We start from the raw sequence: 23,563 nt of genomic DNA on the forward strand, positions 1-23,563 counted from the left end.
TCCACCTCTCTTTCATTAAGGCGTTTGCGATACGCCTTTTTTCTTACTAGCCTTAATTTCTGCCGCTTTCTTCATCATCGCCGCGAATTCCTCTTCCGATACTGTTCCGGCACTTCCATCATCCAGCACAATCGGAATTTCCGGTTTATTGGATCGGCCTGTATTTTTGGCATAAGAACGTGATCGTGTTCCTCCAGCAGTATTAGGCGTTGTCCCCTTGCCCTTCACTTTGGACTGATCTCTAATATATCTTACAGCCTTCTCATAGGTGTTCACTTGTTTAACCAGCATATTGGAGGCGATAGCCTCTACAAAATTGCGGTTCATCCGCTGTTCTCCACCCGAAGCTACCATAGTCATTAAATAATGAATGAGTACATTAATTACTTCACCGCTCAGCTTATAGTTCAGATCTATTTTCTCGAACATATCCATCAGATGGCTGGGCACTGCACCCGGGAAAAAGGTTTGTAGCAGTCTTGTATAAGGTTCGTTACGCAGCATCATATTATATTGGTGAATGTCGCATTTGGACAAAAATTGTGGCGGTACTTCTACATAATACTCCATCTCAACTGATTGCTCTGGTGGTGCTATAGAATCATCATTCTCTTCGGTCGCACTGGACCGGATGGAAACAACTTTTGCAGCCGCAATTTCACGTTTTTCCTGTCGTTTCATATCTTGCCTGAAATGTTGGCTCGCTTTATATTGCAACGCATCCAGCATTACCTCGCCCTCCGGTGAGAACACTCCATCCTCATCCAGCAAACGACATAAATCCTGCGGACTCAGTTCGTATTTATGAGCAACATAGTTAATTACACCCATTTGAGTATGGTCAAAGCGCAGTTTTTCTACATGAGCCCGATTCACAGACTCCCGTGGAAAACGCAAAATAATGTCACTATATCCGATTGCCTGCTCTCCGGATTCAAGCGTGCCGGGCTGTCGAACAGAGGCTACCTCCGCCAAAGCTTGCTCCAACTCATAATCAATGACATGTGTATTAAGTTGAAAAATATCATAAAAAGGCACGGAAATATTCTCTTTGCCTATAGATCTGCGACTCCACTCTTCCGGCTCGCGATTCCAGAACTGTTCCCGTAAGGACAGCACAGCAAATTTGCCAATCTTATCACGTAACAGCAAGGTTAAATGCTGAGTGGCAAAAAAGTCGGCTGGCGATAGCGGCGGCATTAGCTCATATTCATATAAATAATCATCTGTTTCCGGCACATAGATTCGACAGGTCTGCAACAGACCCACTGCTTCTAACCGGGAAGCCTGATCAATTAAATATTTGCGGCCTTTCTCATTGGGTTCAACACCCAAAGTCATAAATAGCCTGCGCTGTTGCTCCACTCCAGAATAGCCAATGCTATCTGCTGGCACATGTTCAACCAGCAAGCGATAGAAACTGATTGCAAAGGCTCCCACCATAGGTTGATATACAGAGCTAAGCATACGTCCATCTATAACACTAAGACCAAATTCGCGGGAAACGCAGTACCGATGATGTTCGGTGAAATGATGTAAGTTACTCATCCGCATCTACGGATACCCCCTTGTTTACACGAATTCATACAGGATTCTATTCTATCACAAATTAACATAGCGAAAATGTAAATAAAATCCCAATTTCGACTCTTTTCGCAATATAATCAACTTCTTCTTACGAATATCTACCTCTATTAAACAAGAAGAAACGGCTTCGCCGTCCTCTAAAGAGGAAGGTATCCCGTTTCTCGCAGAAATATAAGACTGATTCATAACATAGGCTCTTTCGAATCTTTAAAACATCTTGTAACCGCCAAAGCGCAGCTTTTGAATGGTCCATCCACTAAGTATAGCACCTGCAAGACCAGCGACACCTGTAAGATAATCAACAAAGTGGAAACTGGAGAGATGCTCCCAGAGCGACATCGCGTTTCTATCCCAAATAGAATAGATTACGACGGGTAGAATAATAAGTACGAATAGATAAGCGGGGAACCAGGTTGTCTTCATTAACATGTTAAGAATAAAGCCGATACCAAACATCATCACAAAGAATAAAACGGCTAGGATAAACACTGGAATAAATCCCATCTTACCGTCTCCACCCCTTTCTATAAAGAAGCGCACATCTTTTACAAGCTAGTAGTAAGTTTACTAGAAAAAATGTCACGAAGCAATGAACTTTATTCAAATTCACGCACTAATTCGCACACTTACAGGATGCCTCCGTTTGCTCTTGGCGGCTTGATTGCGATACAATGCAAGTAGATTAATCAGATCATACATAGCCTATGAAGCAGATGCTTCGTAAGACTAAGTTTATGCTTCAATTGCGAGTTTTACGCGATGTTATTTTGGGCGAGGCTTATGCTTCGTAAAACTAAGCGTGCTTTGGGAGCAAGTTTTACGCGATGTTATTTCAACGAGGCTTATGCTTCGTAAAACTTTTAAGGAGTGAGATCATGATCGAAGCCGCTTTGACACTGGAAGGCTGGTATGCACTGCATGACTTCCGCTCTCTGAACTGGACCGCTTGGACGGCAGCAGATGATGAAGAACGTGCCGTTGCCCTGGAAGAACTACATGCTTTTATGCAGGAATGGAGCCCTGTTGAGGAAGCTAAAGAAGGCAGCACCGCAGTATACTCCATAGTGGGCCAAAAGGCCGATTTTGTAATGATGTTTTTGCGCGAAAGCCTAGAAGCTTTGAACCAACTTGAGACCGCCTTTAACAAAATCGCTTTTGCTCAATATACAACCAAAGCTTATTCATATGTAAGTATTGTTGAATTAAGCAACTACGCTGCTGGTGGCAGTGGCAGCGACGGCAGCGATCCAATGCAGAATCCGCATGTTGCCGCACGGCTAAAACCTATTTTACCGCAAGCGAAACACATCTGTTTCTATCCTATGAACAAAAAACGCGAGCTTGCCGATAACTGGTACATGCTTGATATGGACAAACGCCGGGAACTCATGGCTTCACACGGGTTAATTGGACGTTCATATGCAGGCAAAGTGAAGCAAATTATCACCGGCTCCGTCGGTTTTGATGACTGGGAATGGGGCGTGACTCTGTTCGCTGAAGATGCACTGCAATTCAAAAAGCTGGTATACGAAATGCGTTTTGACGAAGTAAGTGCTCGTTACGGCGAATTCGGACCTTTTTATGTCGGCAATCTGCTGACTGAAGAATCTTTTGAAGAAATGCTCAAGCTGTAATAACAAAAAAGGGTGTGTCTCCAGTTCGTATGGAGACACACCCTTTTTATTACCATATTATTAGATTAAGACACCGAAGTTCCTGAATCCTCATCTTCGTTATCCTCTTCATCTTCACGTAAACTTTCCAGATATTCAGCCGTGGCCCGATCCCGAGCGCGCCCTTTATCCTTCAGGCGTTCGATACCAGGGAGAATGAGCAGATCAATTTCCTTCTGAACGATATAAGCCAGATCATACTGGTTCTGATCCTCCAGATAAGATCCAACCTCTATCAGTCCGTTATAACGGTCCAATTCTTCACGAGTCAGCAGTCCGCGTACCTGTACGCTGCAATGGCGCATCTTATAAGAATCTTCCTTTTTTCAGAACCAGCGGAATTCCGCCGATAATGAACAAGTAGCGCATATCTACAACTTTTTTCAACTGAGCGGCAGTCCAGCCCTTGTAAGTTTTGCTGCCTACTACAGCGATTCCTTGGCCTTTGCCTAGGGAAGCTACGGTTCCTTTATTGCTGAATGCGAATTTCTTCGGCTGTTGATTGCGGATTGCTGCCACCAAATTATGCGCACAGCATTCACCCTGCTGCATAGCAATTTGAGCGGTTGGCGGGTAAGGGCGTCCTTCCGGATTAATCATAAGGGAGCCATCACCAATAATGAAGATATTCTCTTGACCCGGTGCACGTAGATATTCATCTACCTTCACGCGCCCACGCATAGCTTCAAATCCGGCAGCCTCAATAAGACGATTGCCACGGATTCCGCCTGTCCAAATAATTGTGGAGGCTTTGATTTCTTCGCCTGATGCCAGAATCACCCCGTTTGGCAGACACTCCTTGATCGCAACCCCCATCTTGAAGGTAACTCCCTTTTTGGTGAGCAAGTCCATCGCATACTCAACAAGCTCAGGAGCAAAACCAGGGAGTGCTGTCGGAGCAGCCTCTACGTTATATATATTAACCATACTTGGATCAACGTCATATTCTTTACACAGTCCAGGGATACGGTCAGCTAATTCAGCTACAAATTCGATACCGCTAAAGCCGGCACCACCGACAACAAAATTAATATGCTCCTGAGCATTGTTCTCGTTCTTGTACTTAGCGAATTGATATTCAATATGCTCGCGAATTAAACGAACGGAATTGATGCTCCGGATTGTCAGTGCGTATTTATCAAGTCCAGGAATACCAAATGTTTCAGGCTCTCCACCTAAAGCAATGACAAGATAATCGTACGATAGGGTACCATCCTCCAAAATAATCTTTTTCTGCTGAGTACGAATTTCCTGAACAGATGACTTCACGAGGTCGATCTTGAATTCATCGATTAGTTTCGAAATGGACACCCGAGTGTGTTCAATACTGTCCGTACCCGCGGCAGGCATATGTAGATGGGTAGTAAAATAGTGGTACTCGTGACGGTTTACAAGCGTGACATCCGCTTCATTATAATTCAAAGCCTTCTGCAAGCGCTGTGCGGTCAAAATACCCCCATAGCCCGCGCCTAAGATAACGATTTTGGGAATACTACTCATGTTCCGGCTCCTTCCAAGAGGTAAATCTGTCTTTGTATTTTTTATTGAAACAATGTACGGTCCTTTTTGTGAATTTATACACTTATATTTAGAAGAAATTCCAATCAAACTTGAAGCATTTCTAAATTGACCATATCCATTGTAAACCTTAGTGTAGCATTAATCAAACATTAAAATACTAAAAAACGTCACACTTTTATTGACTTCTAAAGTCTTTCTTTGCAGGTGTGTGTCACAATGATTATAATAAGTAGGTACACAAGTATGGCAAAATGAATATATCAACTCGGAGGTGTAATATCCCGTGACCCAAGAGCAATCCAGCGTTCCTATGAGCGACCTTTTAATCATAGGTGGCGGGCCAGCTGGCATGTTTGCCGCATTTTACGGCGGAATGCGTCAGGCATCAGTAACCCTTATTGAAAGTATGCCCCAATTGGGGGGACAACTTGCTGCCCTTTATCCAGAAAAATACATTTATGATGTGGCAGGTTTTCCAAAAGTAACAGCACAAGAATTGGTCGACAACCTGTCTCGGCAAATGGATATGTTCCAATCCAATATCCGGCTGGAGGAGAAAGTGATTTCTGTTCAAAAACGGGACGAACGTCATTTTGTGGTTACAACCGATGTAGCCGAATACCACAGTAAGGCGATCATCATTACAGCTGGTGTAGGTGCATTTGAACCTCGTCGTTTGGAATTACCCAACGCTGGACGTTTTGAAAAAGCAAACCTCCATTATTTTGTAAATGATCTAAATGCCTTTAAAGATAAAAAAGTTCTGATCAGCGGTGGCGGTGACTCAGCAGTTGACTGGGCACTCATGCTGGAACCCATCGCTGAACAGGTAACCCTGATTCACCGCCGGGATAAATTCCGTGCGCATGAACATAGCGTTGAGAACCTGATGGCTTCCAAGGTTAACGTAGTTACCCCTACTGAAATTACAGAGCTGCATGGTGAAGAGTTCATTACTAAGGTTACATTGTCAAATATCAAGACCAAAGAAACTCAAGAAATTGAAGTGGACAGCGTTATTGTTAACTTCGGATTCATCTCTTCCCTAGGTCCTATTGCCGAATGGGGTATTGAGATTGAGGGGAACTCCATTGTTGTTGACTCGCGTATGGAAACAAGTATTCCAGGCATATTTGCTGCCGGCGATATCACAACTTATCCTGGTAAGCTGAAGCTGATTGCTGTAGGATTTGGCGAAGCTCCAACGGCTGTGAATAATGCTAAGGTGTACATTGATCCAGAAGCCAAGCTTTCACCGGGTCACAGCAGTAATATGAAACTCTAAATCTATTAACACAATAAAAAAGGGTATTCTTACAGGCCTGTTGATAACAGCCTGTGAGGATACCCTTTTATGTTTGTTTGTGCCTCGCGGTTTTATATATGTAGCCTGCTACAAAGTTATCCTTTGCGCTTTTTAATGAAGAACCGCATGTACTGGAGAGTGTAAGTTTCGTTTGCGAATTTCAACGAGTAGAAGAGCGATGAAATCATGCTCTAGTTGCAGCTCTATTGCTCTATGGTAAGAGTCAAGCAGCATCTCATCCGACAATTCAACCATAAACTTCATCTACCTTTCCTTTATTTGGATCTGAATCTATCATATCAAACTATCATTTTTCGAACAAGCGTTCGCGTTATCCACAAGTACATGTGGAAATCCTGTGTATAAAATGTGTGTAAGCGTTATAAAGGTACTAGCTACACAGTGGACTATGGGGATAATAGTTATACACAGGATTGAACCACTTGTATACAGCTAAAAATATATTTTTATTGTAAATAAATTACAATGTTATTTACCCCAAAAGAACGCAACTAAACGCAATTTTATCTTACTACTCTATTATCGTCAATTCTTAAAATAATTGTTAATTTATTGAGGTCTTGTATTAACCTCCAGAATCCATATTTTCCCTGAATAATCTACAGCATAATCAAAGCCCAGCTCACCTATTCCCGGAAAATGCCGTTCCATAATTCCGATACATACATGGGTTAGTCTCCGCATTTCTGCTTTCTTCGCTGAAGCTTTAATCCGCGGCAACGATCTACGAAGTCCTTCACGACATGATAGCATCGTTCCCCCTTTACAAAGATTGGTCACGAACAGACCTGGCCGAGCCAATCTACCTACCATGGAGCGAAATTCCCAAACATCACCATTTTTAACTACTTTGACCCGATAATCAATAGGCCGCCCGCCGATTCTCGCCAGGGAAATCCCTTGTTGAATCAAATATCTGCGTCTTGCTTTCACAGTATTAAGCGCACGTCTCATGGATCCAAAATCCTTGTAAATTCGAGTTCTGTCCATATAGGTGAATCCATAACCGCGACTATCCCGAAAAACTTTGATTACACCGTAACCTCCGCCACCCACAATAGGTTTAATGACAACATTTCCATATTTACGAAGCATTGCCAGGAGCGTTTCTGCCCTGTACCCCCTTGTCATTGGGATATAGGGTGCAACCCGAGCATCGGTCAGCAACGCCTCTGTCTTCAGCCACTTACTGGCCAATTGTCTTCCTGCCATCGTCCTTTCCCTCCCTTCACAATCCAGCCTACCCTATACATTACTCAGAGAAGGTCTCGCCCTCTTGTATGATTGTCCGTGTAAGATGCCGCTCTTAGCAAAAAGGGCTTAGTGTTTAGCACAGCATCAGTCGACAGCGACAGGGTACAACCGCGGATTTTGTAGATTCAGTTCTCAAGAAATTCGACATCATTATCTTAATGGATGAGTTCACTATAACTAGAATAATCTTCAAAATCGTTGTATTATTAATAGCGGTTACATTTTCAATTTCTACTATTATAGTGAGTACTAACAGAATCACTAAAAAGCACAGCGCGGGGAGGGCTCAGAATGGCACAGTTTTTTGAGGTTTTATATTGGGTGGCTATGCTTGGGATGTCCATTGTATTGGCTGGAACGACTATACTGATCTGCGCCATCGGCTTTAAATTTATTAAAGACAAACGCAGAGCACTGGGTACGGGCTGTATCGCCTTCTCCCTTGGAGCTGCAGCGCTCATCGTATTTATGATTAATTACAAGTTTATTATTCCAGCCTAATGTACGCAGGGACTGCCTATAAGCAGCTTATTTCTATGAACAGACGGTCCGACCATCGCAAAAAAACAACAGAGCAGCGATTCTCCAGTTATGTGGAGAATCGCTGCTCTGTGTTTTTAAACAATAGCTATCTGCTTCAACAGCGTCTTTAACCCATGAGCATTTCGGACCCATATGACGTTATTTGCAGATTTTCAACCTTTTAGGCGTGGTTTCGGACTCCAGTGACACTATTGCTTAAAAAGAGCTTCATATTTACTGATTTTCATAGCAATAGCGGCAATGCGGTCCGTTGGCACCACAAATATGGGGAAATGCGGCGTTTAGGGTCATCTGTGTCCGATACAAGGTTCGCGATACATGGTTTGCTTCCTATGTAAAAGAATAAAGAGCTACCCCAGCGCACATTAAATGGCTTCTGAGAAACTCCCCTTTTACTCATAAATCTAGCGACAGGCGTATCATATCTATGACTTGAATCCCATTTTCAAAGATCTCTTCGCTGTAATGCCTAATAAAAAAGTCTCTATCAATTCCGGTGATTCTGAATCCGCATTTCTGATAAAGTGCCAATTGTCCAACGCTCGAATTTCCTGTGCCAATTTCAATGGTTTTTGCCCCAAGCAGCTTGGCATTCTGAATCGCATGGTTCAGCAGCTGTTTTCCTATACCTTGCCCGTGTTTATTTTCGTCGACGGCGATATTAACAATCTCTACAGTCTCCGGTCTTGTCTGCAGCACAACGTAGACTCCGATGATGCTGTTATCTACCTCAGCCACACAACATAACCCTCTTCGTAAATATCCGTTAACTAAGCTCTCCGAAGGATCTGCTAATAGAAGTAATTCTAATGGAGGCTGTTCACCAGCTTTTAATTTTCTGATTTCCATTTCCGAACTCCTTGTGATGATTTTTGTCATTGAGAATAAAAAAAACTCCAAGCCTGTGTTGTTAGAATCCAACACGGGGCTTGGAGCCGTGATAGCTGCTATTAGCAAGGCTCTTCGTTAGGTTTCCCTGCATCCGTAGCTGTACGGAAGCTTGAGCCGCAGCCACAGGTTGCAGTAGCATTAGGGTTGTTGATGGTGAAGCCACCCGTCATGCCGGATTCTTCAAAGTCGATTTCGAGACCATCCAGGTAACGAAGGTTCTCCTTCTCCACAACCACTTTCATGTCTTGAATGTCCATATATACGTCCTGATCGGTTTCATTATCATCAAAGCCCATAGCGTACGAGAATCCACTGCAACCGCCGGGCGTTACTCCAATACGGAGGAACATGTTCGGTACTTCTTGTTCAGCAAGCATCGCCTTTAATTGTTCTGCTGCCTTTTCACTAATATTAATCATGATCTCATCCTCCTACAAATTCGTCTCACTTCATAAGCGGAAACTTATGTTTAAGGGGCCTTCCGGCCAAAAGTTATTTCTTAAAAATATAAGAAAGTATAAGTGTTGCACCTATTCTTTATGTCTTATATTTCTCGCTCAAACGCTTATCACCTTTATAAGGATGCCAATGACGTTTATGCTTGATAAATTCAGTATAACCGACTATTCCGTTACCCTCAAGTCACAACTGCCTTAGGCATGACCCTTCACAGCAAAAAACACCATCAATATCAAGCTGTTGATACCCTTAGGAGAGTAGGTTTATAATAGGGAAGGCACTCTAAGTAAAAATTCGGAAATTTGTCACGGAGGCAAGCTCGCCTCTTTCTTTTTTAGAATGAACAGCTACCACTTGGGTACGTCTGGAATTTATCTTCGAGCAATCTGCTCGTAAACTTTCAGGAGGAAATCATAATATGTCTACTCTTTTTACCCCCCACACGGATGCCCGAATGGCGAACATTATTGATAAGGTTCGCAGCGGCGAAAGATTGAATTTGGAAGATGGCGTTTATTTATATCAAAGCAACGATTTACTTACCATTGGCCAGCTAGCGAATGAAGTCAATATCGCCAAGAATCACAACCGGGTATATTTTATCGAAAACATGAGTCTATATTTCACCAATGTTTGCGAATCGCACTGTGCATTCTGCAATTTCCGCAAAGATGATGGAGAAGAGGGAGCCTATACCCTTTCCGGTCAGGAAATGGTGCAATATGTCGAACAACATATCCACCCAGGCGTACGCGAATTCCACATTGTTGGTGGCCATAACGACAAGGTTCCCTTCCAATATTATGTGGATTCTTTAAAGGCTTTGAACGAACGTTTCCCTGAGGTTACCTTAAAAGCCTACACTGCCGCTGAGATTGATTTCTTTACCCGTATTAGCGGTTTGAGTATTCGTGAGGTACTGGAACAATTGCGTGCTGCTGGACTTAAAACACTCACCGGTGGTGGCGCAGAGATATTATCCGACCAATATCGTAAAAAAATGCGTGTAGACAAAGCTAATGTGGAAGAATATCTGGAAGTCCATCGGACAGCACATCAGCTTGGGATGAAGACCCATACCACTATGCTGTACGGCTCCATTGAATCTCACGAAGACCGTATCCGCCATATGATGCAAATCCGTGATTTGCAGGACGAAACCAATGGCTTTATGGTATTCATTCCATTGTCCATGCAGCCTAAGAATAAAAACGCTGGCATCATGCGCCGCAACTCTGCTTATGAGGATCTGAAGACCATTGCGATCAGCAGATTGATGTTGGACAATTTCGATCACATCAAAGCGTACTTCATTAACATTGGCCCTCAGCTTACTCAAGTTGCGCTGAACTTCGGTGCATCAGACGTGCATGGCACAATTCTAAAAGAACGGATCAGCCACGCGGCTGGCGCCTTAACACCGGAAGGTCTGACTCGCGACGAATTGATCTGGCTAGTGAAAGGTGCTGGACGAATTCCTGTCGAACGTGACACTTTCTATAATGAGGTTAAGGTATACGAATAAGAAGACTACCTGAGATTTGTTATCCCATATTGGAAAGGAAGTTCGGTCAGCATGAGAACAATACTCGTTCTTGGCGGTGGCTACGGCGGCCTAGCCTTAATTCAAGAATTACTCAATAATCATCTTCCTCATGATGTTGAAATTATCTTAATTGACCGAATGCCTTATCAAGGAATCAAAACGGAATATTATGCGCTCGCCGCAGGTACCGTAACTGATTATCACCTGCGCATTCATTTTCCGGTTCACCCCCGGCTTACTGTCCGGTACGGTGAAGTGAATTCCATTGATTTGGAGAGCAAAATAGTCAGTATGGAATCCGGTGAGATTGTATCTTATGATCTCCTAGCCATTGCTCTTGGCTGTACCGACAATTACCACAACATCCCTGGTGCTGATCAATATACCTGCAGCATCCAGACCTTTGCTGGTACTCGGGAAACCTACCGCCGTTTAAATGATGTGAAGCCTTACGGAACGATAAACATCGTAGGTGGAGGATTAAGCGGTGTTGAATTAGCCGCAGAGCTTCGGGAGAGCCGTCCAGATCTTAACATCGCTATTCTGGACCGCGGTGAACGTGTTTTATCTGCCTTTCCGGCAAAGCTGTCACAGTACGTAGAGGAATGGTTTCATCACCATCAGGTGCAAACGCTGGGACGAATCTCTGTATCTCATGTAGAGAAGGATTCGATTTTTAACGGTACCGAGGAAATCCTTTCAGATGTAACAGTATGGACCGCAGGGATTCAACCTGTAAAAGTAGTTCAAGATTTGAATGTGTCGAAGGACCGCGGTGGACGGATTATGCTGGATGAGTATTATCGTATACCGGATTATCCTGAGGTATATGTGATTGGTGACTGTGCCAGTCTGCCATTCGCACCAAGCGCACAAGCCGCTGGAGCACAGGGTGAGCAGGTAGCTCAGGTTATTCAAGCCACCTGGCGCGGTGAGACTCCTAAGCTTCATCCTATTCGCCTGAAGGGTACTTTAGGGTCACTAGGCAAAAAAGCAGGATTCGGACTTATGGGACAACGCTCCGTCAAAGGACGGGTTCCCCGCATCCTCAAGAGCGGAGTGCTCTGGATGTCGAAACGCACTTTAGGATAAGCCTAAGATTGGTTCATAAGTATTCAACGAAGCTACTCTCAGATAAACACGAGAGTAGCTTTCTTACGTTATTGGTGCGTATACCCTACGGACTCAGATATCCTTATTCGCAAATTTTTAGCCTTTGGAGGAGAGTTTCGGACTCCAGTGAAGTTATTGCTTATAATGAGGTTCATTTATGCTGCTTTTCAGGTGAATAGTGACTATGGGGTCCGATAGCAATCCAAATGTAGGAAAACACTCAATATAAGGTCGCCTGAGTCCGGTGGCACCTTCACGATAGCACCTGCACTCTCCAATATGTTGCCTAATCGATCAAATTGGTGGATTTTGTTCAAGTAAGGTTCCAAAAAGAGGGAGCACTCCATAATTTAGATTATGGAGTGCTCCCTCTTTTTTTCTCGAGAAATTTAGTCAAGATCTATATTAAACCAAGCCTCAAGCTCTTTGATCTTGGCCTCAATTTTCTCTTCTAGCTCTGCAACAGTGTCTGCTGCAATAATGTCACCTTCAACCATGGCGAAAGGCATTAAATAACACTCTCCACAATTGTTCAGACATCCGTATTCAATGACATCATAATCCGGATTTTCCTCCAGCTTATGCATTAGCTTGTCTGTTCCGTGACCCATGTTGCTGGAACAAAATTCAATAATTGGTCTCATGATGATCTCCCTATTCCGCCTAACCATTTTATTTTTTAACTTTTTGTACTATAATGAACTTACGAAAGGAGTGATTGAGAAATGAGTGAGAATGCACAAAGCACCGAGATGTATGATGAAGTACTAGAAGTGCTGGATAAGCTTCGTCCGTTCCTGCAGCGCGATGGCGGTGACGTAGAACTGGTCGATGTGGAAGACGGCATCGTTAAGTTGAAACTTATGGGTGCCTGCGGCAGCTGCCCAAGCTCCACGATCACCTTGAAAGCCGGGATTGAACGCGCCCTCCTTGAAGAAGTAGAAGGCGTTGAAGAAGTAGTTCAAGTATTCTAAATCCCGTTCAATAACCCTCCCGATCCTCCTGTAAAGGAGATCGGGATTTTCTTATTATAGAGGATTTAACATTCTCTCACAACCTTAGAACATAAAACCCGCAAGCCAACTTGGCTGCGGGTTCTTGTTATGACTATAGATGAATTTAACTTAATTCCTTAAAACGCTGGAATGATCGCACCTTCGTACTTTTCTTCAATGAAAGCTTTAGCTTCTGGAGAATTCAGGGCAGCAACCAGCTTTTTGATGGCTTCGGAATCTTTATTGTCTTGACGGGTTACCAAAATGTTAGCATAAGGGGAATCTACACCCTCGATGAACAGTGCATCTTTAGTTGGCACAAGACCAGCGTCTAGTGCAAAGTTCGTGTTGATCAAAGCAAGGTCTACCTCATCCAGTTGACGTGGGAGCATTGCTGCTTCCAACTCAATGATGTCGAGGTTTTTCTTGTTTTCAGTGATATCTGCTTTCGTTGCAGCAATGTTTGTATCATCTTTCAAGGTAATCAGACCATTTTTCGCAAGTAGGATTAGTGCACGGCCACCGTTAGTAGCATCGTTCGGAATGGCAACTTTTGCACCATCAGCCAACTCATCGATCGATTTGATTTTTTTGGAATAAGCTCCAAAAGGCTCAACGTGAACGGATGCAACGGAGACCAGATCTGTTTTATTATTTTTGTTTTGGTCATCCAGATACGGTTGGTGTTGGAAAAAGTTAGCGTCTAACTCCTTCTCATCAAGCTGCACGTTAGGTTGAATATAGTCAGTAAATTCTTTAATTTCAAGTGTAATTCCATCTTTTTCAAGCAATGGAGCAATAGCCTTCAAAATTTCAGCATGAGGCACAGGTGAGGCACCAATAACCAGTTTCACAGGATCTTTAGTAGGTTCACTTGTTGCTTCTGCGTTTGGTGCTGTTGTAGCAGCCGAGCTCCCAGCATTATTAGATGCATTGTTGTTACCGCAAGCCGCAAGCACCGCAACCAGTGTCAGGCTAAAAAATGTAAGTAGTACTTTTTTCATTGTAAATCCCCCTCTAATCTATATTTTGTATTGAATAAGGATATATATGGATGTACCTTATTTCCGTGTGTAATGTTTTACGAGCCGGTCACCGGCCATTTGTAGCAATTGCACCAGTACGACAATAAATATTATAGAAATAATCATAATCTCCGTCTCATAGCGGTGGTAGCCGTAACGAATCGCCAAGTCACCTAATCCGCCGCCCCCAACCATACCAGCCATTGCTGTATAGGAAACCAGTGTAACCAGTGTGATCGTAACTCCAGCTAGCAGACCTGGACGAGCTTCTGGCAAAAGAACACGCATAACGATTTGATTCGTCGATGCTCCCATACCTTGTGCGGCTTCGATGACTCCGCGGTCTACCTCTCTTAACGACGTCTCTACCAAGCGGGCAAAAAACGGAGCTGCACCAATCACCAGAGGTGGAATCGTACCGAGTACACCAATGGAGGTTCCAACAACGGCTTTGCTGAAAGGAATTAGAGCCACCATCAAAATGATAAAGGGTACGGAACGTAGGATATTTACAAGTAATGATAAGACCGAGTAAGTTACTCTGATTACTATACTATTCGATTTCCCCCATAAATACAATAGAATTCCGAGTGGTAAACCAAGAATAATTGTGAACAATCCTGAAAAAAATATCATTTTTATAGTAGCAACCGTAGCATCCATCATTTCTTGCCAATTTAGATCTGCAAAATTCATTACGAAATCACCTCCACATCAAGGCCTTGAGCAATTAGTCTGGAGATCGTTACAGCAATTGCCTCAGCTGGCCCTTCAAACCGCACAATCATCTGTCCATAAGGCACATCTTTAATCGTTGAGATGGTACCATGTAAGATTGCAAAGCTCACACCCGTATCACGCACGACATCGGATAGTGCCGAGCCGTAAGTTTTTTCTCCGAAAAAAGTAATTTTGACAGCTTGAGAGTTATCCCCGGCAGCAGCATCAAGCGCCACTCGAAGAGGCCCTTCATTCTGTGTCTCACTGCGGATGAAATCGCGTGTAACCTCATGCTGCGGCTTGAGAAATACCTCTGTAACTTTGCCTTGTTCAACAATCCCACCACCATGTATGACCGCGACACGGTCGCAGATGCTCTGGATTACATGCATTTCATGCGTGATCAGCACAATGGTCAAATGGAATCTTTTATTAATATCAAGCAGCAGCTTAAGAATGGAATCCGTTGTCTGGGGATCAAGCGCAGAAGTGGCCTCGTCACACAACAGCACATCAGGGTCACTGGCTAGTGCCCGGGCGATGCCGACCCGCTGCTTTTGTCCTCCAGATAACTGAGAAGGATACTTATCTGTATGTTCTTCAAGCCCAACTAGAGCGAGCAGATCTTTCACTTTTGTATCAATAGCTGTTCTAGATGTACCTGCAAGTCGCAGTGGAAAGGCAATATTATCATACACAGTCGCCGAAGAAAGCAAATTGAAATGTTGAAAAATCATCCCAATCTTGCGCCGCTGTTCCTGTAATTGACCTTGGTTAAGGCTAGTTAGTTCAACACCGTCTACCCAGACCTCACCTTCTGTCGGACGTTCCAACAGATTAATGCAACGGATCAATGTACTTTTCCCCGCTCCAGAGTGGCCGATGACTCCGAATATTTCACCTTTCTCGATGGACAGATTCAATCCAGAAAGCGCTGTTGCCGCATTACTCCCTTTTCCATAAACCTTTGTTATCCCTTTTAGATTAATCAACTCTCGTCGCCCCCCCTTTATATTTCACTTATTCTATACAAAAAAACCTCCAACGATCGATGCAGATCGCAAGAGGCTCTGTGGGTTTATTAAGACAATGCCTTCTCATCTGCCAACGACCGCAACCTGCGCCATTGTAGGAATTAGCACCATGACATTTGTACAACGCTTCCCGCGCTGGATACAAATCGGTTGCCGGGCTTCATCGGGCCTATCCCTCCGCCGCTCTCGATAAGATAAAGTTATGAAATTATATTTTTTCTGAAATCGTACATACTTTAATGCAAGCATAAGTATAGTGAGTTTATCGATTTTTGTCAAAAGGAAATATATTGAACGATTACGATTTTATGCTCTTTGCCCTGCTTATTTCCTTACGCAGCTGTTCATTGCTGTAGCTGAATGCCGCGATTAATGTCTTACAGTTCATTTCGAGCGATTGTTTTAAATCCTCAAGATGGCTATCCAGATCCTCGAGCTGAATTTTATCATGCAGACCTTGATGCCGCTGCCACAGATCATCCTGCATTTCAGAATTCATATAATGAATTTCAGCATTTCTGCGCTTGCGTAAATTCTCCAATGGATCGCGGTAGGAGTTCTTGATCTGTTCCAGTTGATCCGCTAATGCAGGATGCACATTCAATAATTGAAGCTGACGCAGCACTGTAAAGTAAGAAAAGTGCGTTTTTAATTTGGATGTTTTGAGATCATAAAAATGATTCAGTACCGTCCCAAGCTTGTCCAGAAGAGAGAAAACCCGGATAAAGCCATCTTTATAAAAATAAACATAACGTGCATAATCGCCCTGTTCCACCGGTGTCATATCATCCATATAACCCGCGATCACTAATTTCCGGTAAAAAGCGGCCGCGAACCAACTTTGCTCCAGTTCATCCAGAGAGGAAATCAGTCCACGTGTCCAAATCTCCAGCTTGCGGTATTCATGGTCATTATCCTCATGGGCACTCATTTCCTTGCGCAGCAATGCTGCAAAAGTGGCCATATTCTCCATCGCATCAGCCAACACACCACTGTTCTTTCGAGGCGGCTCTCCAAGTAATACCCGCAGCATATCCCAGTCCTCCTAAAGTTTTGTTCAGCGTCTGCTTCCATGGACTGCTTCGTACAAAACTCGCGACGTAAGCATCGGCCAATCAGCTCCACGATATACCGGATTTCCACTTTATTATTCCGCGGGTGAAGCGCCTCTATCCACGGAGGGAATGTTCTACCAAGGCGGTGGAATCATTGGGTTCGTTACATTTTTTCCAGACACGACACTACCCGCACGATTTAGCTGCCAGACTCTTACACTCATATAACATAAGACACCAAACAAACTGGCAATCAGCAAAATATGAGCCAAAGCGGCAAATATGTACAATCTTTCATTATCTAGGGTGTAAACCACAGCCGCCCCACTAAACACCTGCATCAAGCATAACAGCACTGCAGCTACACCTAGCGCTCTAAGCTCTGGATAATCCTTATGTTTCCAAAATGCTAAATGCCCAAGCAGCGCAGTAAGCATGAATAAGAGCAAAGCCGCAATCCGATGCGTAAAAACAACACCTACACCTCCGGAAAGCTCCGGAACCCATTCTCCATTACAAAGCGGCCAACCCGAACACCCGCCCTGTGAATCCGTATGACTTACAAAGGCTCCAATATACACGACAATATAAGAATAGATGGCAGTAAGACAAGTTAAATTGCGAAAAGCCTTACTTACGGGTTTCTTTTGAGCCTCCAACGTATGATCATATTCGCGCGATTCATGCCATCTCTTGGTTCCAAGAGCCAACATCATAGCGCTCGAAAAGGCGATCAAAGAAAAACCCATATGCAGCGCCATTACAGCAGCAGATTGGGATTTAATTACTGCAAGCGCTCCCATACCACCTTGAACGATGACGAATAATAAAGTCATAAATGCATAGCCCAGCAAATCGCGCCGAGTACGGGCATAACGCCAAAAAGCAAACATCGAGGCAAGTGAGAATAACCCTGCCAAACCGCTAAACAAGCGATGGGTGTATTCAATCATCGAGCCTATAGTATAAGCCGGAATTAATTTCCCATGACAGAGCGGCCATTCATTTCCGCATTCCAAGCCCGATCCAGTCTTCGTCACTACCGCTCCTCCGAGTACAGCGAGGAACATGATAAGGCAAGTAAGATAACTAAGCCATTTCAACTGATTTGTCGTCAAAAATATCACCCGCAGTTTTTAGTAATGAAGAAGCAGCCAGACTTATATTTCAAAAAACCACCGCTTTTGCACAAACAGGCGAAAGCGGTGGTTCCTTAGGAATTACTTTTGAAGGCTTTGATGCACTTGGACCGCTTTATCAAGGAAATTTTCAATCTCTTCACGGGATTTGCGCAATTTATTAACGAATCTAACCAATTCCCGTCCATCCGAATATGCGACGAAGCTTGGAATACCCATAATATTTTGTTCTTGGCTAACATCGCCCACGGCATCAACATCTACCTCAACCAGTGTAAGGCGGTCTGCATAAGCCTGCTCTACCTCTGGGATAAAAGGATCGATAAATTTGCAATCCGAGCACCAGTCAGCCTTGAAGATGGCCACTGTTAATCGAGGTGATTGAATGGCTACCTGAAATTCAGCAGGAGAACTAATTTTGTCCATGATTTACTCAGTCCCTTCTTCAATATCTGTCTATTTTCTACTCTTTAAGTGAAGCAAAATGCAGGGTAGAAGTCAAACCTATTCTCTCATACGAACACGTGCAGGCTGTAACTTCATCAGCGGATTCAATAATTTTTGCAGCGCCCGCGGATAACTGGAGATTTCCTGTTTAGTCAGCACGCCCAGCACAATAAGCAGTACTAGATAAATAACAACAACTGCTGCTCCTACAACAAGACAAGTGATCAGAAACGCCAAACGTGCCGGCATCAGATCTGTTAACAGAATCCCAGCCTCATTCAAGCCATAACCAATCCCGCCGGACACAAGTACCGCAATCGCGAAACCGCCCCAACGTTTGCCCATAATTTCAAAAGGCACGATCGATTTCAGCATGCGTAAGTTAAGCAAAGTAATGACCACGAAACAAAGTGCTGTTGCACCGATGATTCCGTAGATGCCAAATACCTTACTAAGTAATAAGCTTGCCACTAATTTTACAATAATACCCGCTAACACATAATACATGGAAATTCGCGATTTGCCCATACCTAACAAAATAGAGTTCGTTGTCATCATCGTAATCTGAAAGATCGTTCCTAAAGTAAGCATGGCTACGATACCACTGCCATCTAAACTGGCGAACAATAATCCATTTACAGAATAAGCAGCTGCTACAAGCGCCAATACAATCGGCATCCCTGTCAAAATAGAAATCCGCAGAGCAAGCGTTATCTGCTTTTTCAAATGCCCCTCATCACGGCGGGCATAGGCAGCCGAAATGATCGGAATCAATGAAGTTCCAAGTGCGATAGCTAGAACAGGTGGAATGCCCGCTACACTCTGAGCACGATTGGATAAAATACCTAGCGCTGAAGTGGCACTATCCCTACCTATCTGATCAATCAATAATCGTACCGTAAGAGAAGTGTCAATTACATTCACAACCGGAATCGTAAGGGAAGACAGCACAATGGGAATAGACAGTGTAAAAATATCCTTGTAGATACCCCAAATCGGTAATTTTTGAGCAGTATCATAATTCAATCCTAATTGCTTGTCCTCACGGCGAAGTTTGACTGCAAAATAAATCATTACGCCAAACGCCGCGATACTACCGATCACGCTACCAAAGGATGCTCCCGCAGCAATTGTAGTGTTGCTATAACCTTGATGTAATAAAATATAAGCCAGCAAAATAGCGGTCAGTACGCGAGCGAATTGCTCCACGATCTGAGAAATCCCACCTGCCATCATATTGTTGCGGCCTTGAAAATATCCACGCATCATCGCTATTGCCGGAAAAAGCAGCAGCGCAGGCGCAATAGCTTTTATCGCCATCGCCGATTCAGGGACATCAGCAATATGAGTTGCATAAAATGGAGCCCCTATGTACAGCAAGACAGTCATAAACACCCCTGCAGCCACTGAAAACAGCAGTGCAGCATGATACACTTGTCTCGCCTCTTCAGGACGATTCAAGGCGTATCGTTCAGAGACCATTTTGCTGAGTGTACTTGGAATCCCAGCGGTGGCTACGGTTAGAAGCATTAAATAGATATTGTTAGAAACTCCGAACGATGCTCTCCCCACACCGTCAAAGATATGGTCCAGCGGCACCCGCTGGACAAGCCCGAGTACCCTTGCCACCAAAGCTGCAGCAGCAAGGATAAGCGTGCCTTTAACAAAAGACTCTTTCTTGGACAAACTCTTTCCCCTTCTTCACTGTTAAATTAAAACCGGGCGACCCATATAAAAAAGAGGACGACCATAATTACCTGCAACACGATTTTGACCAAGGTGCTGCTAAATAAGCCGAGTATGGAGCCAACACTTACCTTAGCAGCTTTAGAAGGTGAAGATCCCACGATCAATTCTCCAATAAAAGCCCCTAGAAATGGCCCAATGATAAGACCAAAAGCCGGGATAACAAAAGGTCCCAAGATCAGCCCGATCGTGCTCCCGATAATCGATGAACGTGAGCCGCCAAATTTTTTGACACCCCACGCTCCTACAACATAATCAGCAACAAAAAGAACTACAACAATCAGTGTTTGAATAATCCAGAACCAAACCCCAAAGGGCTCAAAAGAAAAGAACCAGCCGTATACAAAAAAGGCAAGATAGATCGCTAACGCACCCGGCAGTATGGGATACACAGCCCCTGCCAATCCTACAGCAAACAAAACAATGATAAGAATCCAACCCAGGATCGTCAATTCCTTAACCTCCTACTAGCATAATGCTCCATGGATTCACTTCGCAGTACTGCTTTTATTATTTGCTGCCTACAGAGGCTGCAGCTTCGGTAAAGATATACTTTTGGATGACCTCGGCAATCCCGTCTTGATTATTGGTCGCCACCACAACATCAGCCTCTTGTTTAACCGTCTTTTGCGCGTTGCCCATGGCAACCCCAAGTCCAGCCTGCTGGATCGCCGCCAGATCGTTAAGGCTGTCGCCCACAGCTACAACTTGTGACATTTCTATTCCCAGCAGCTTGCAGACTTCCTTTATTCCTGCTGCCTTATTCACGCCTAGAGGATTAATCTCCAGATTGTGCGGAGAAGAGTTCGTAATCTCCAGTCCACCCATATCTTGAAGACGAAGCAACAGCTTATGGCGAAGCTCATCATCTTCAGTGTGATAACCGAACTTAAGCCATTCTCTACCCGTTACATCCCCATCCCAGTTATCCTGTTTGAGAACTTCGTCCAGAGAATAAGCCCAGAACCAGATGTCATCTGCTTTTGCAAGATCATACATTTCTTGTACCAGCTTGGGATCCATTAGCGATCTCCGGTATATTTCATGTGGCGCTCTCCACACCTCACTGCCGTTCACAGTGATCATCGGTGTCTCTAAACCTAGCTGCTCTGCATAGGGTAAGGCACTTACAAATGCCCGGCCTGTCGACAGACAGACATGAACGCCTGCGTTGACCGCCTTTTGAATCCATTCCACCGTTGTGGGTGTAATTATCTGTTCATCATTCAGTAGGGTTCCATCCATATCCAATGCAAGCAGGCGGTATTTGGCAATCATTTGCCACCCCTCCATTCTTGTATGCTCTCTATTGAGAAGCTGTTTATTTTTTTAAATCTTAGCCATAGGGTCAGAGTTACTCGGTACCTGTAGTCTCTCCCTCCTTCGCATTATCATTAGTATTATTGCCAGACTGGAGACTTTTCTTTGGAACTCCATCAAGCCCATATTCCCAATCATAGGCATCAAATATTTTACGTGCGACTGGTGCCGCACTTTGTGAACCAAAGCCACCTTCAGGGATTACAACCGCCACAGCCAACTTAGGATTATTACGTGGAGCATATGCAATAAATACCCCATTATCGCGAATTTCACCCTTAGCTACTTGCTGAGAGGTTCCCGTCTTACGGGCAAAGTCATAAGGGAAATCAGAAAAAGCACTAACTTCACTTCGCATCCCCTGCTTAATTTCATTCCAGTAGGACTTATCGAAGTTTGTTACTTCATCAAGCACCTCACGTTTAAATTCTTTGATTATATTTCCATCTGCATCAGTAATCTTGCTAACCAGTTGAGGTTTAATCCGCTGTCCTTCATTAGCAAGTGTAGTAACATACTGTGCAAGCTGCATTACTGTATAACTTCCTTGTTGTCCGAAAGAGGCATAGACCAGTGCGGACTGCGCACTACCAGCAGCTTCTATATTGGTATAGTTTCTTTGACCCAAGAATTCATTAGGCAGGTCAATTCCCGTAGATACACCAAGGCCGAACTCTTTCATATAGACATCCCAGATGTCTATCCCTTTGCTTTTATATTTGTCATACAATCTTTTACCGACCATATCGACCATAAATGCATTCGAGGATTTCTCAATGGCTCTAGCAGGATCCAAAGAACCATATACGTGGTTAGAAGAGTTTCTTACCTTCGTTTCATGCCCAGACTTACCAAAAGTCGCAAAACCTCTATCCTGATAATAAGAAGAAGTTGAAAACAACCCTTCATTCAGGCCCACGAGTACACTCAAAGGTTTAATCGTTGAACCTAGAAGCAGTACAGATCTTAGTCCGTTCCCTGAGGTTCCCGAAGAAATAGGAGTGATCGTACCGTTCTGATAATTATCCATAATACTGTTCCAGACATCTGAAGACAAAGAACCTGATGTCCAAACATTCGTATCATAGTCAGGCATACTCGCCATAGCGACAATATTACCAGTATCCACTTCCATCGCTACTGCATATCCCGTTAAAGCATTCGGATGCGTTCTGCCTTGTACGGTATTAGAGTGCAACCATTTGAGCTGATCTGTTATCGCCTGTTCTGTCTTCATCTGAACGTTCTTATTAATTGTTGTCCAGATGTCATTTCCTTTGACAGGCGGAACGACACGCTCAATTTTCTCCGCCATATTCTGTGGATTGACGGAAATTTCCTGATAGCCGTTTTGCCCGCGAAGCTCACGCTGATATTTCAGCTCCAGCCCATCGAATCCAACAAATTCGTCATCCTTATACGTTAGCCCTGGCTCCGGATTGTTTTTCATAGCACTAAGAATGTTTTTATAAATATTAAGACTGTTCGCGGATTTGAAGGGTTTGATATAACCAATCGTCTGTACAGCAACCGTATCTTTATCATAATGACGAATGCTCTCCTCGACAATCTCAAGCCCCGGATATTCTCCTTTATGCTCCATGAAATAAGCTACTTCTTCAGTAGTCAGATCAGCCTTAATTCGCCGTGCCATAAAGCCAAGTGATTTACGAAAATATAAATCCAGCGCATCAAGTACATCTTTCTCCGTCATCTTCTCTGCATTTGGATTACCATATTTATTGAAATCAGCTACCAGCTTGGCTGCCAAGGCATCAGACTTGGCCTTAGCCTCTGGGGTCAGCGTTGTTTTACCGGTGACTTTATCTGTTTCCTTAGCCGTATACTCTTTATTGAGCGTGATATACAGCGATTGAACAGGTGTGGAATAAGCTAGCTTCTCACCGCCTGCAGCGTATATAACCCCTCTCATGGAAGCTAACGGTACATTTTTAGTATCTCTACTCGTCTCTACCTCAGTTAAAGTTGGACCTTCCACGAACTGCAGGACAGCTAGCCGTATGATGATTACGCAAAATATAACGAACGTGCTAAAGAAAAACACGTTGAGTCGCAGGCCAATGGAACTTTTGCTGCTGGTCTCGTCAGGAGGTGAGGCCTGCTTACGGAAAAAACTCACAGTTTTTCTCTCCTTTTTCTCTAATTTA

At 43.8% G+C, this 23,563-nt stretch carries 25 protein-coding genes and 1 riboswitch; of the genes, 6 read left to right on the top strand and 19 right to left on the bottom strand.

Features of this window, described 5'->3' with window-relative positions:
* Positions 1-15 precede the first annotated feature (15 nt).
* Complete coding sequence (locus tag NSS82_RS27390) at positions 16-1,554, bottom strand: DnaD domain protein (RefSeq protein WP_038573182.1); 1,539 nt, start codon at positions 1,552-1,554, stop codon at positions 16-18.
* A 240-nt stretch (positions 1,555-1,794) separates the two neighbouring features.
* A complete protein-coding gene (locus tag NSS82_RS27395; RefSeq protein ID WP_036685224.1) occupies positions 1,795-2,091 on the bottom strand; it encodes a YuiB family protein in 297 nt (98 codons plus the stop codon).
* A 371-nt stretch (positions 2,092-2,462) separates the two neighbouring features.
* Here NSS82_RS27395 and hemQ point away from each other — a divergent pair, with 371 nt between their 5' ends.
* On the top strand, positions 2,463-3,221 hold the full coding sequence (gene hemQ / locus NSS82_RS27400; protein WP_036685226.1) for a hydrogen peroxide-dependent heme synthase: 759 nt from the start codon (positions 2,463-2,465) through the stop codon (positions 3,219-3,221).
* Between the two features lie 65 nt (positions 3,222-3,286).
* Here hemQ and NSS82_RS27405 read toward each other — a convergent pair whose 3' ends face one another.
* Entirely contained in the window at positions 3,287-3,565 is a 279-nt protein-coding gene (locus tag NSS82_RS27405) for a hypothetical protein (RefSeq protein WP_076103726.1), read from the bottom strand.
* A gap of 1 nt (position 3,566) precedes the next feature.
* On the bottom strand, positions 3,567-4,760 hold the full coding sequence (locus tag NSS82_RS27410; RefSeq protein WP_036685230.1) for an NAD(P)/FAD-dependent oxidoreductase: 1,194 nt from the start codon (positions 4,758-4,760) through the stop codon (positions 3,567-3,569).
* Positions 4,761-5,091: 331 nt separating this feature from the next.
* Here NSS82_RS27410 and NSS82_RS27415 point away from each other — a divergent pair, with 331 nt between their 5' ends.
* The gene (locus NSS82_RS27415; RefSeq protein WP_036685581.1) at positions 5,092-6,066 is read left to right on the top strand and encodes an NAD(P)/FAD-dependent oxidoreductase; all 975 of its coding nucleotides are present in this window, start codon (positions 5,092-5,094) and stop codon (positions 6,064-6,066) included.
* 132 nt (positions 6,067-6,198) lie between these two features.
* Here NSS82_RS27415 and NSS82_RS27420 read toward each other — a convergent pair whose 3' ends face one another.
* Complete coding sequence (locus NSS82_RS27420) at positions 6,199-6,342, bottom strand: sporulation histidine kinase inhibitor Sda (protein WP_036685584.1); 144 nt, start codon at positions 6,340-6,342, stop codon at positions 6,199-6,201.
* A gap of 315 nt (positions 6,343-6,657) precedes the next feature.
* The gene (locus NSS82_RS27425; RefSeq protein ID WP_036685231.1) at positions 6,658-7,320 is read right to left on the bottom strand and encodes a YheC/YheD family protein; all 663 of its coding nucleotides are present in this window, start codon (positions 7,318-7,320) and stop codon (positions 6,658-6,660) included.
* 333 nt (positions 7,321-7,653) lie between these two features.
* On the opposite strand from NSS82_RS27425, the gene NSS82_RS27430 reads away from it, so the two are divergent.
* The gene (locus NSS82_RS27430; RefSeq protein WP_036685233.1) at positions 7,654-7,863 is read left to right on the top strand and encodes a hypothetical protein; all 210 of its coding nucleotides are present in this window, start codon (positions 7,654-7,656) and stop codon (positions 7,861-7,863) included.
* A gap of 438 nt (positions 7,864-8,301) precedes the next feature.
* Here NSS82_RS27430 and NSS82_RS27435 read toward each other — a convergent pair whose 3' ends face one another.
* A complete protein-coding gene (locus tag NSS82_RS27435) occupies positions 8,302-8,754 on the bottom strand; it encodes a GNAT family N-acetyltransferase (protein WP_036685234.1) in 453 nt (150 codons plus the stop codon).
* A gap of 101 nt (positions 8,755-8,855) precedes the next feature.
* On the bottom strand, positions 8,856-9,215 hold the full coding sequence (locus NSS82_RS27440) for a HesB/IscA family protein (protein WP_036685235.1): 360 nt from the start codon (positions 9,213-9,215) through the stop codon (positions 8,856-8,858).
* 458 nt (positions 9,216-9,673) lie between these two features.
* Here NSS82_RS27440 and mqnE point away from each other — a divergent pair, with 458 nt between their 5' ends.
* Both mqnE and NSS82_RS27450 read left to right on the top strand, forming a co-directional pair.
* Positions 9,674-10,780: an aminofutalosine synthase MqnE gene (gene mqnE, locus NSS82_RS27445; protein WP_036685236.1), complete on the top strand. Its 1,107-nt coding sequence runs from the start codon at positions 9,674-9,676 to the stop codon at positions 10,778-10,780.
* Positions 10,781-10,831: 51 nt separating this feature from the next.
* A complete protein-coding gene (locus NSS82_RS27450; protein ID WP_038573184.1) occupies positions 10,832-11,893 on the top strand; it encodes an NAD(P)/FAD-dependent oxidoreductase in 1,062 nt (353 codons plus the stop codon).
* 410 nt (positions 11,894-12,303) lie between these two features.
* On the opposite strand, the gene NSS82_RS27455 is transcribed toward NSS82_RS27450, so the two are convergent.
* On the bottom strand, positions 12,304-12,558 hold the full coding sequence (locus tag NSS82_RS27455; RefSeq protein ID WP_036685247.1) for a YuzB family protein: 255 nt from the start codon (positions 12,556-12,558) through the stop codon (positions 12,304-12,306).
* Between the two features lie 81 nt (positions 12,559-12,639).
* On the opposite strand from NSS82_RS27455, the gene NSS82_RS27460 reads away from it, so the two are divergent.
* Positions 12,640-12,888, top strand: coding sequence for a NifU family protein (locus tag NSS82_RS27460; protein WP_036685249.1), 249 nt, complete (start codon positions 12,640-12,642; stop codon positions 12,886-12,888).
* 158 nt (positions 12,889-13,046) lie between these two features.
* Here NSS82_RS27460 and NSS82_RS27465 read toward each other — a convergent pair whose 3' ends face one another.
* From NSS82_RS27465 to NSS82_RS27510, 10 genes are all read right to left on the bottom strand, one after another.
* On the bottom strand, positions 13,047-13,913 hold the full coding sequence (locus NSS82_RS27465; protein WP_036685252.1) for a MetQ/NlpA family ABC transporter substrate-binding protein: 867 nt from the start codon (positions 13,911-13,913) through the stop codon (positions 13,047-13,049).
* A gap of 57 nt (positions 13,914-13,970) precedes the next feature.
* On the bottom strand, positions 13,971-14,600 hold the full coding sequence (locus NSS82_RS27470) for a methionine ABC transporter permease (RefSeq protein ID WP_370511307.1): 630 nt from the start codon (positions 14,598-14,600) through the stop codon (positions 13,971-13,973).
* A 29-nt stretch (positions 14,601-14,629) separates the two neighbouring features.
* A complete protein-coding gene (locus tag NSS82_RS27475) occupies positions 14,630-15,646 on the bottom strand; it encodes a methionine ABC transporter ATP-binding protein (protein WP_036685258.1) in 1,017 nt (338 codons plus the stop codon).
* A gap of 102 nt (positions 15,647-15,748) precedes the next feature.
* Positions 15,749-15,884: riboswitch (SAM riboswitch) on the bottom strand.
* A 102-nt stretch (positions 15,885-15,986) separates the two neighbouring features.
* The gene (locus NSS82_RS27480) at positions 15,987-16,721 is read right to left on the bottom strand and encodes a Cthe_2314 family HEPN domain-containing protein (protein ID WP_038573186.1); all 735 of its coding nucleotides are present in this window, start codon (positions 16,719-16,721) and stop codon (positions 15,987-15,989) included.
* A gap of 156 nt (positions 16,722-16,877) precedes the next feature.
* Positions 16,878-17,861: a COX15/CtaA family protein gene (locus NSS82_RS27485; protein ID WP_038573187.1), complete on the bottom strand. Its 984-nt coding sequence runs from the start codon at positions 17,859-17,861 to the stop codon at positions 16,878-16,880.
* Positions 17,862-17,963: 102 nt separating this feature from the next.
* Positions 17,964-18,308, bottom strand: coding sequence for a thioredoxin family protein (locus NSS82_RS27490; RefSeq protein ID WP_036685265.1), 345 nt, complete (start codon positions 18,306-18,308; stop codon positions 17,964-17,966).
* 78 nt (positions 18,309-18,386) lie between these two features.
* A complete protein-coding gene (locus NSS82_RS27495) occupies positions 18,387-20,015 on the bottom strand; it encodes a putative polysaccharide biosynthesis protein (protein WP_038573188.1) in 1,629 nt (542 codons plus the stop codon).
* Between the two features lie 26 nt (positions 20,016-20,041).
* Positions 20,042-20,527, bottom strand: a complete 486-nt coding sequence (locus NSS82_RS27500; protein WP_038573189.1) for a DUF456 domain-containing protein — start codon at positions 20,525-20,527, stop codon at positions 20,042-20,044.
* 58 nt (positions 20,528-20,585) lie between these two features.
* On the bottom strand, positions 20,586-21,353 hold the full coding sequence (locus NSS82_RS27505; RefSeq protein WP_036685270.1) for a Cof-type HAD-IIB family hydrolase: 768 nt from the start codon (positions 21,351-21,353) through the stop codon (positions 20,586-20,588).
* 76 nt (positions 21,354-21,429) lie between these two features.
* A complete protein-coding gene (locus tag NSS82_RS27510) occupies positions 21,430-23,535 on the bottom strand; it encodes a peptidoglycan D,D-transpeptidase FtsI family protein (RefSeq protein WP_076272744.1) in 2,106 nt (701 codons plus the stop codon).
* Positions 23,536-23,563: the final 28 nt, after the last annotated feature.

This window comes from Paenibacillus sp. FSL H7-0735, assembly GCF_038008505.1.
Classification (GTDB): domain Bacteria; phylum Bacillota; class Bacilli; order Paenibacillales; family Paenibacillaceae; genus Paenibacillus_AQ; species Paenibacillus_AQ odorifer.

Excerpts from the sequence above, each read along its gene's own strand:
- NSS82_RS27390 (WP_038573182.1), bottom strand. The coding sequence starts at position 1,554 with ATGCGGATGAGTAACTTACATCATTTCACCGAACATCATCGGTACTGC.
- NSS82_RS27395 (WP_036685224.1), bottom strand. The coding sequence starts at position 2,091 with ATGGGATTTATTCCAGTGTTTATCCTAGCCGTTTTATTCTTTGTGATG.
- hemQ (WP_036685226.1), top strand. The coding sequence starts at position 2,463 with ATGATCGAAGCCGCTTTGACACTGGAAGGCTGGTATGCACTGCATGAC.
- NSS82_RS27405 (WP_076103726.1), bottom strand. The coding sequence starts at position 3,565 with ATGCGCCATTGCAGCGTACAGGTACGCGGACTGCTGACTCGTGAAGAA.
- NSS82_RS27410 (WP_036685230.1), bottom strand. The coding sequence starts at position 4,760 with ATGAGTAGTATTCCCAAAATCGTTATCTTAGGCGCGGGCTATGGGGGT.
- NSS82_RS27415 (WP_036685581.1), top strand. The coding sequence starts at position 5,092 with ATGAGCGACCTTTTAATCATAGGTGGCGGGCCAGCTGGCATGTTTGCC.
- NSS82_RS27420 (WP_036685584.1), bottom strand. The coding sequence starts at position 6,342 with ATGGTTGAATTGTCGGATGAGATGCTGCTTGACTCTTACCATAGAGCA.
- NSS82_RS27425 (WP_036685231.1), bottom strand. The coding sequence starts at position 7,320 with ATGGCAGGAAGACAATTGGCCAGTAAGTGGCTGAAGACAGAGGCGTTG.
- NSS82_RS27430 (WP_036685233.1), top strand. The coding sequence starts at position 7,654 with ATGGCACAGTTTTTTGAGGTTTTATATTGGGTGGCTATGCTTGGGATG.
- NSS82_RS27435 (WP_036685234.1), bottom strand. The coding sequence starts at position 8,754 with ATGGAAATCAGAAAATTAAAAGCTGGTGAACAGCCTCCATTAGAATTA.
- NSS82_RS27440 (WP_036685235.1), bottom strand. The coding sequence starts at position 9,215 with ATGATTAATATTAGTGAAAAGGCAGCAGAACAATTAAAGGCGATGCTT.
- mqnE (WP_036685236.1), top strand. The coding sequence starts at position 9,674 with ATGTCTACTCTTTTTACCCCCCACACGGATGCCCGAATGGCGAACATT.
- NSS82_RS27450 (WP_038573184.1), top strand. The coding sequence starts at position 10,832 with ATGAGAACAATACTCGTTCTTGGCGGTGGCTACGGCGGCCTAGCCTTA.
- NSS82_RS27455 (WP_036685247.1), bottom strand. The coding sequence starts at position 12,558 with ATGAGACCAATTATTGAATTTTGTTCCAGCAACATGGGTCACGGAACA.
- NSS82_RS27460 (WP_036685249.1), top strand. The coding sequence starts at position 12,640 with ATGAGTGAGAATGCACAAAGCACCGAGATGTATGATGAAGTACTAGAA.
- NSS82_RS27465 (WP_036685252.1), bottom strand. The coding sequence starts at position 13,913 with ATGAAAAAAGTACTACTTACATTTTTTAGCCTGACACTGGTTGCGGTG.
- NSS82_RS27470 (WP_370511307.1), bottom strand. The coding sequence starts at position 14,600 with ATGATGGATGCTACGGTTGCTACTATAAAAATGATATTTTTTTCAGGA.
- NSS82_RS27480 (WP_038573186.1), bottom strand. The coding sequence starts at position 16,721 with ATGCTGCGGGTATTACTTGGAGAGCCGCCTCGAAAGAACAGTGGTGTG.
- NSS82_RS27490 (WP_036685265.1), bottom strand. The coding sequence starts at position 18,308 with ATGGACAAAATTAGTTCTCCTGCTGAATTTCAGGTAGCCATTCAATCA.
- NSS82_RS27505 (WP_036685270.1), bottom strand. The coding sequence starts at position 21,353 with ATGATTGCCAAATACCGCCTGCTTGCATTGGATATGGATGGAACCCTA.